Origin of the sequence: Candidatus Hydrogenedens sp. (genome assembly GCA_035378955.1) — a bacterium.
Classification (GTDB): domain Bacteria; phylum Hydrogenedentota; class Hydrogenedentia; order Hydrogenedentales; family Hydrogenedentaceae; genus Hydrogenedens.
The window spans coordinates 1-4,520 of record DAOSUS010000127.1 but is presented as its reverse complement, the minus strand read 5'-3'; the positions used below and the strand labels follow the sequence as shown (position 1 = coordinate 4,520).

7 protein-coding genes are annotated in these 4,520 nt (G+C 35.1%); 6 read left to right on the top strand and 1 reads right to left on the bottom strand.

Translation table 11 applies throughout. The features are described 5' to 3' along the window. Window positions 1-187: 187 nt before the first annotated feature. The 6 genes from PLA12_14430 (at window position 188) to ispF (ending at window position 4,084) form a co-directional block, all read left to right on the top strand. Window positions 188-397 (top strand): hypothetical protein, encoded by a 210-nt coding sequence (locus PLA12_14430; protein HOQ33686.1) that lies wholly within the window; start codon window positions 188-190, stop codon window positions 395-397. 188 nt (window positions 398-585) lie between these two features. Next, window positions 586-876: a DUF167 domain-containing protein gene (locus PLA12_14425; protein HOQ33685.1), complete on the top strand. Its 291-nt coding sequence runs from the start codon at window positions 586-588 to the stop codon at window positions 874-876. Window positions 877-893: 17 nt separating this feature from the next. After that, window positions 894-1,712 (top strand): purine-nucleoside phosphorylase, encoded by an 819-nt coding sequence (locus PLA12_14420; GenBank protein HOQ33684.1) that lies wholly within the window; start codon window positions 894-896, stop codon window positions 1,710-1,712. Window positions 1,713-1,843: 131 nt separating this feature from the next. Then, window positions 1,844-2,899, top strand: coding sequence for a TRAM domain-containing protein (locus PLA12_14415; protein HOQ33683.1), 1,056 nt, complete (start codon window positions 1,844-1,846; stop codon window positions 2,897-2,899). Beyond that, window positions 2,896-3,594, top strand: a complete 699-nt coding sequence (ispD, locus tag PLA12_14410) for a 2-C-methyl-D-erythritol 4-phosphate cytidylyltransferase (GenBank protein ID HOQ33682.1) — start codon at window positions 2,896-2,898, stop codon at window positions 3,592-3,594. The genes PLA12_14415 and ispD overlap by 4 nt, the downstream gene beginning before the upstream one ends. Beyond that, window positions 3,581-4,084, top strand: coding sequence for a 2-C-methyl-D-erythritol 2,4-cyclodiphosphate synthase (ispF, locus tag PLA12_14405; protein HOQ33681.1), 504 nt, complete (start codon window positions 3,581-3,583; stop codon window positions 4,082-4,084). The genes ispD and ispF overlap by 14 nt, the downstream gene beginning before the upstream one ends. Window positions 4,085-4,089: 5 nt before the next feature. Here the strand turns inward: ispF and PLA12_14400 are convergent, their stop codons facing one another. Beyond that, window positions 4,090-4,392, bottom strand: coding sequence for an EscU/YscU/HrcU family type III secretion system export apparatus switch protein (locus PLA12_14400; protein HOQ33680.1), 303 nt, complete (start codon window positions 4,390-4,392; stop codon window positions 4,090-4,092). Window positions 4,393-4,520 lie beyond the last annotated feature (128 nt).

Genomic DNA, 4,520 nt, shown 5'->3' with positions numbered 1-4,520 from the left:
TACTTGACTTTCTGGATTAAATATGGTATAAATATATAAACAACCCGATGGACTTGTGTATATCAAAAAGGTAGTGAGGTTCGTTTTATAAAAACTTAAAATTAGATGAATTTTTAAATATTTTTTTTCGTTTACATTATATAATAATATTAAACCTTAACTTGTATGAGAAAGCGAGGTGAATAAAATGAAACGCTGTGCTCTTTGTAACGAGTACATAGAGGACATTGAGTTTCAGTTCGATGAGGCTGTGGAAATAGAAGGAGAATACTGGCATGTTGGATGCTATGAAGAGTATTTTGGAGAAATGCCAGAAATGACTACTTCCACTACATCAACTCCTGCGTATGGTTCCATAAAAGCAACCAATGTGTCTGTTCAGAAACGGAATTCATAGCGGGGAAAACCTTACAATTGAATTATCCTCTTGTGCTCTTGATGGGAGTCTTGTTTGATAAGGGTTTTATAATACCTTTTTGGTTCTTATATATTTTATTATAACCCGATAACAAGGCTCCCTATTTTTTTATTCATTTAAATTATTTTTAAAATTTAATAAACCAAATATACTATAAAGCAGCCCAGATGAAAACCCATTCTACATACAAATTTAAAGTTCACATATCGCCCAATGCTCATTCGGACTCTATCAAAATAAAAGAAGACGGCTCTTTACATATTCATGTAAACGCTCCTCCTGAAAAAGGAAAAGCCAACGAAAAATTGATAAATATAATTTCAGATTGGTTGAAAATAAATAAAAAAGAAATTCAAATTGTGCAAGGTTTAACCAGCAAAATAAAATTATTAGAAATACCCGATGAATTTAAATTACAATTTGTCCAGAAATGTAATGAGCTTAAACATAAAAAATAAACTGTGGAGAGAAGAACATGAAAATGTTACGAGAGCAAATTCAAGAATCCGTTGATGTAATTCGCAAATCTACATCTACACAACCTTCAGTAGGGATTATTCTGGGAACAGGGTTAGGAACATTAAAAGAGATTATTCAAAGTGAAATTATTATTCCTTATCAAGACATACCCTATTTCCCGGACGATTCTCTTCACGGAGGTGAATTTATTATTGGAGAACTATCTGGGAAAAAAGTTCTCGCTTTATCTGGAAGATTCCATTATTATGAAGGATTTACTTTACAACAAGTTACATTTCCGGTTCGTGTTGCTAAAGCAATGGGTGTAAAAACACTTATTATATCCAATGCAGCAGGAGGCATGAATCCGCTATTTAAAGCAGGAGATTTAATGATAATAACAGACCATATTAATCTTATGGGTGATAATCCTTTAATAGGTCCCAATGATGATACTTTAGGACCCCGTTTTCCAGATATGAGCGAACCTTATTCAAAGGACTTAATCCAATTGGCGGAACAGACTGCCCTTGATTTAAAAATCCCTGTATACAAAGGCGTTTATGTCGGTGTTTCAGGTCCTTGTTTAGAAACACGAGCAGAATACCGTTTTTTGCGGGGTATAGGAGCTGATGCAGTGGGGATGAGCACTGTTCCTGAAGTGATTGTCGCAGTGCATGCTGGCTTAAAAGTGTTGGGCTTTTCTGCCATTACAGACGAATGTTTTCCCGAAGCACTTCAACCTGCGAATATCGAACATATTATTGCCACGGCTCAAAGAATCGAACCTAAATTAAGAAGTTTGGTAAAAGAAATCCTTTTGCGTCTCAAATAATTAATCCATTCATTAAATAAAACCTCTCAGAAACTTCGTAATTTAATATCGAGTTTCTGGAAAATCTATTTGATAAATAAAGTAAAATAAGATAAAATTATACAAATATATAAGAGAGGTTTTATTTATTTATGGTCATTAAATTAGTAAAGGTTTTTTTTGTATTTGCATGTATTGTTATGGGTATTATGTGGGCATATTACCTTACTGGGGAGTTTAACGAGACTGCCAATACAAATATACGTATTTGGGGAATTCCACAAAGATTATGGATACCTATTGGGGGTCTAACGGGGGCAATAATCGCTACAGCCGTTTTGTTAGGAATTCAGTTTATCACTCAGGAAATTTATGAACGGATTGCACCCGCATTGGTTGCCATTGTTCTTGCAATGGTTGCAGGTTATTTTATCGGACAATACATATTTTTCTGGGCACCTCAAGCAGAACTTACACTTCGCATTTTTGTCATGGTTTCTCTGGTGCTTATTTTTGGTTTTATCGGAATTGTCTTAGGTTTAACTCGTGCCTCTAACTGGGAATCTCTTATTAGTGCGGTTCAGAAAAAAGGAAACAATTTTAGTAATGTAAAAATTATAGATACCAGCATTCTTATTGATGGTAGAATCGCTGATATCTGCAAAAGTGGCTTTCTGGAAGGAACGCTTCTTGTCCCCCGATTTGTTTTACGGGAACTTCAAAATATTGCCGATTCTACGGATATTCTAAGAAGAGCAAAAGGAAGACGGGGGTTAGATGTATTAAAATCCCTGCAAGATACCCAAATGGATTGCCAAATAGAAATTATCGAAGAAAATCCGAAGGATGTCCGTGAGGTTGATGCCAAGTTAGTTACGCTTGCCAAAAAATACCATGCCCCTATTTTGACAACAGATTTTAATTTAAATAAAGTAGCACAAATTGAAGGTGTTCGTGTCCTGAATGTAAATGATTTAGCCAATGCCTTAAAGCCAATACTTTTACCTGACGAACAAATGGAAATCAAAGTGATTAAAGAAGGTAAAGAAACAGGACAGGGAATTGGTTATTTAGATGATGGGACCATGGTAGTCATTGATGGAGGGAAACCTTATCTGGGACATACCATCAATGTGATTGTTACAAGTATTCTTCAAACATCGGCTGGTAGAATGATTTTTACTCGTTTTCAATCGTTAGTATCATGAATACTCAATTAATCATACCCGCAGGCGGTTTCGGAAGCCGATTAGGAAAAGGTATTCCGAAAGCCCTCGTTCCTATTGCTGGCAAACCTATTCTCTACTGGACATTAAAACGATTACTCAAATTAGAGTGGATAGCACCTCCCATTGTAATTGCACCTCCTGTATGTATTGATACTTTTCATAAAGAAGTTATCCAGAAATTCAATCTTCCGCCCTGTATATTTGTTGAAGGGGGACATGAACGACAATTTTCAGTTTATAACGGATTACAACATGTAAATGAAAAAACAGAGATTGTTGTAATACATGATTGTGCCCGCCCCTTTGTTCCACTTCAATGTGTTTATGATTCTATTGAAAAAGCAAAAACAATAGGTTCTGCCACAGTTGCCATACCCTCTATCAATACCATATTAGAGGTAGATGAACATCTCTTTCTGAAAAACACACCTAATCGAAAATACATCTATGAATGTCAAACCCCACAAACATTTCGTAAAGAAATTATAATTTCTGCCCACGAATTAGCCAAACAAAAAGGACTAATATTTACAGATGATGCTACATTAGTCCAACAAATGGGAAATAATGTTGCTATCGTTATTGGTGACCCGATTAATATAAAAATAACACTACCTTTTGACATTGGTTTAAGCGAATATTTATTGAGAACAATTCAAAATGACGAATCATAATGCAATATATCGTATTGGTATCGGATATGATTTACATCGTTTAGTCGGAGGGAGAGATTTAATCCTTGGAGGAATTACTATCCCCCATGATAAAGGGCTTTTAGGTCATTCTGATGCTGATGTGCTGATTCATGCAATAATAGATGCTATTTTGGGAGCACTTGCTTTAGGAGATATTGGCGTTCATTTTCCAGACACCGACCCACAATATAAAGATATTGACAGCAAAATACTGCTACAACATACAATAAACCTTATTAAACAGCAAGGGTGGCATATAGTTAATTTAGATTCCACTATCATTGCAGAAAAACCTAAATTAAAATCTTATATTATGAACATAAGAGAAACGCTAAGTCAGATTCTTGAAGTTCCAGTTAATTGTATCTCAGTAAAAGCCAAAACAAATGAAGGTGTAGGACCTGAAGGAAAAGAGGAAGCCATATCTTGCTTTGTAGTTGTACTCTTATCTCAAAGTAAAGATGTTTAATTAATTTATCTGCCCACCTTTTGATTTAATCGGAAAACAAACGCAAGAACTTCTGCCACTGCACGATACAAAATTTCAGGAATTTCTGCTCCAACATCAATTTTGGATAGCAAAGCCACAAGTTCCGGGTCTTCATGAATAAAAATGCCCTTTTCACGGGCAAGTGTAATTATTTTCTCTGCAGTTAATCGTTCTCCTTTGGCAATAACACGAGGAGCGTTATCCTTATGCATTTCATACTTTAAAGCAACTGCTTTTTTAATATGCAAATTCGACTTATTCTTATCGTTTGGCTCATCAGTATTCATACAGACCAACCTTTATTTTCGACAGATTCCAGAAGCGAAAAAACACTCTTTACGCGATTTCCATCCCAATTATGAACATGGATATTTACATTTTTTAACCCTAATGACTTAAAACTATCTTCCAATTC

Coding starts and splice junctions, on each gene's coding strand:
- PLA12_14420 (HOQ33684.1), top strand. CDS start 894: ATGAAAATGTTACGAGAGCAAATTCAAGAATCCGTTGATGTAATTCGC.
- PLA12_14425 (HOQ33685.1), top strand. CDS start 586: ATGAAAACCCATTCTACATACAAATTTAAAGTTCACATATCGCCCAAT.
- PLA12_14400 (HOQ33680.1), bottom strand. CDS start 4,392: ATGAATACTGATGAGCCAAACGATAAGAATAAGTCGAATTTGCATATT.
- ispF (HOQ33681.1), top strand. CDS start 3,581: ATGACGAATCATAATGCAATATATCGTATTGGTATCGGATATGATTTA.
- PLA12_14415 (HOQ33683.1), top strand. CDS start 1,844: ATGGTCATTAAATTAGTAAAGGTTTTTTTTGTATTTGCATGTATTGTT.
- PLA12_14430 (HOQ33686.1), top strand. CDS start 188: ATGAAACGCTGTGCTCTTTGTAACGAGTACATAGAGGACATTGAGTTT.
- ispD (HOQ33682.1), top strand. CDS start 2,896: ATGAATACTCAATTAATCATACCCGCAGGCGGTTTCGGAAGCCGATTA.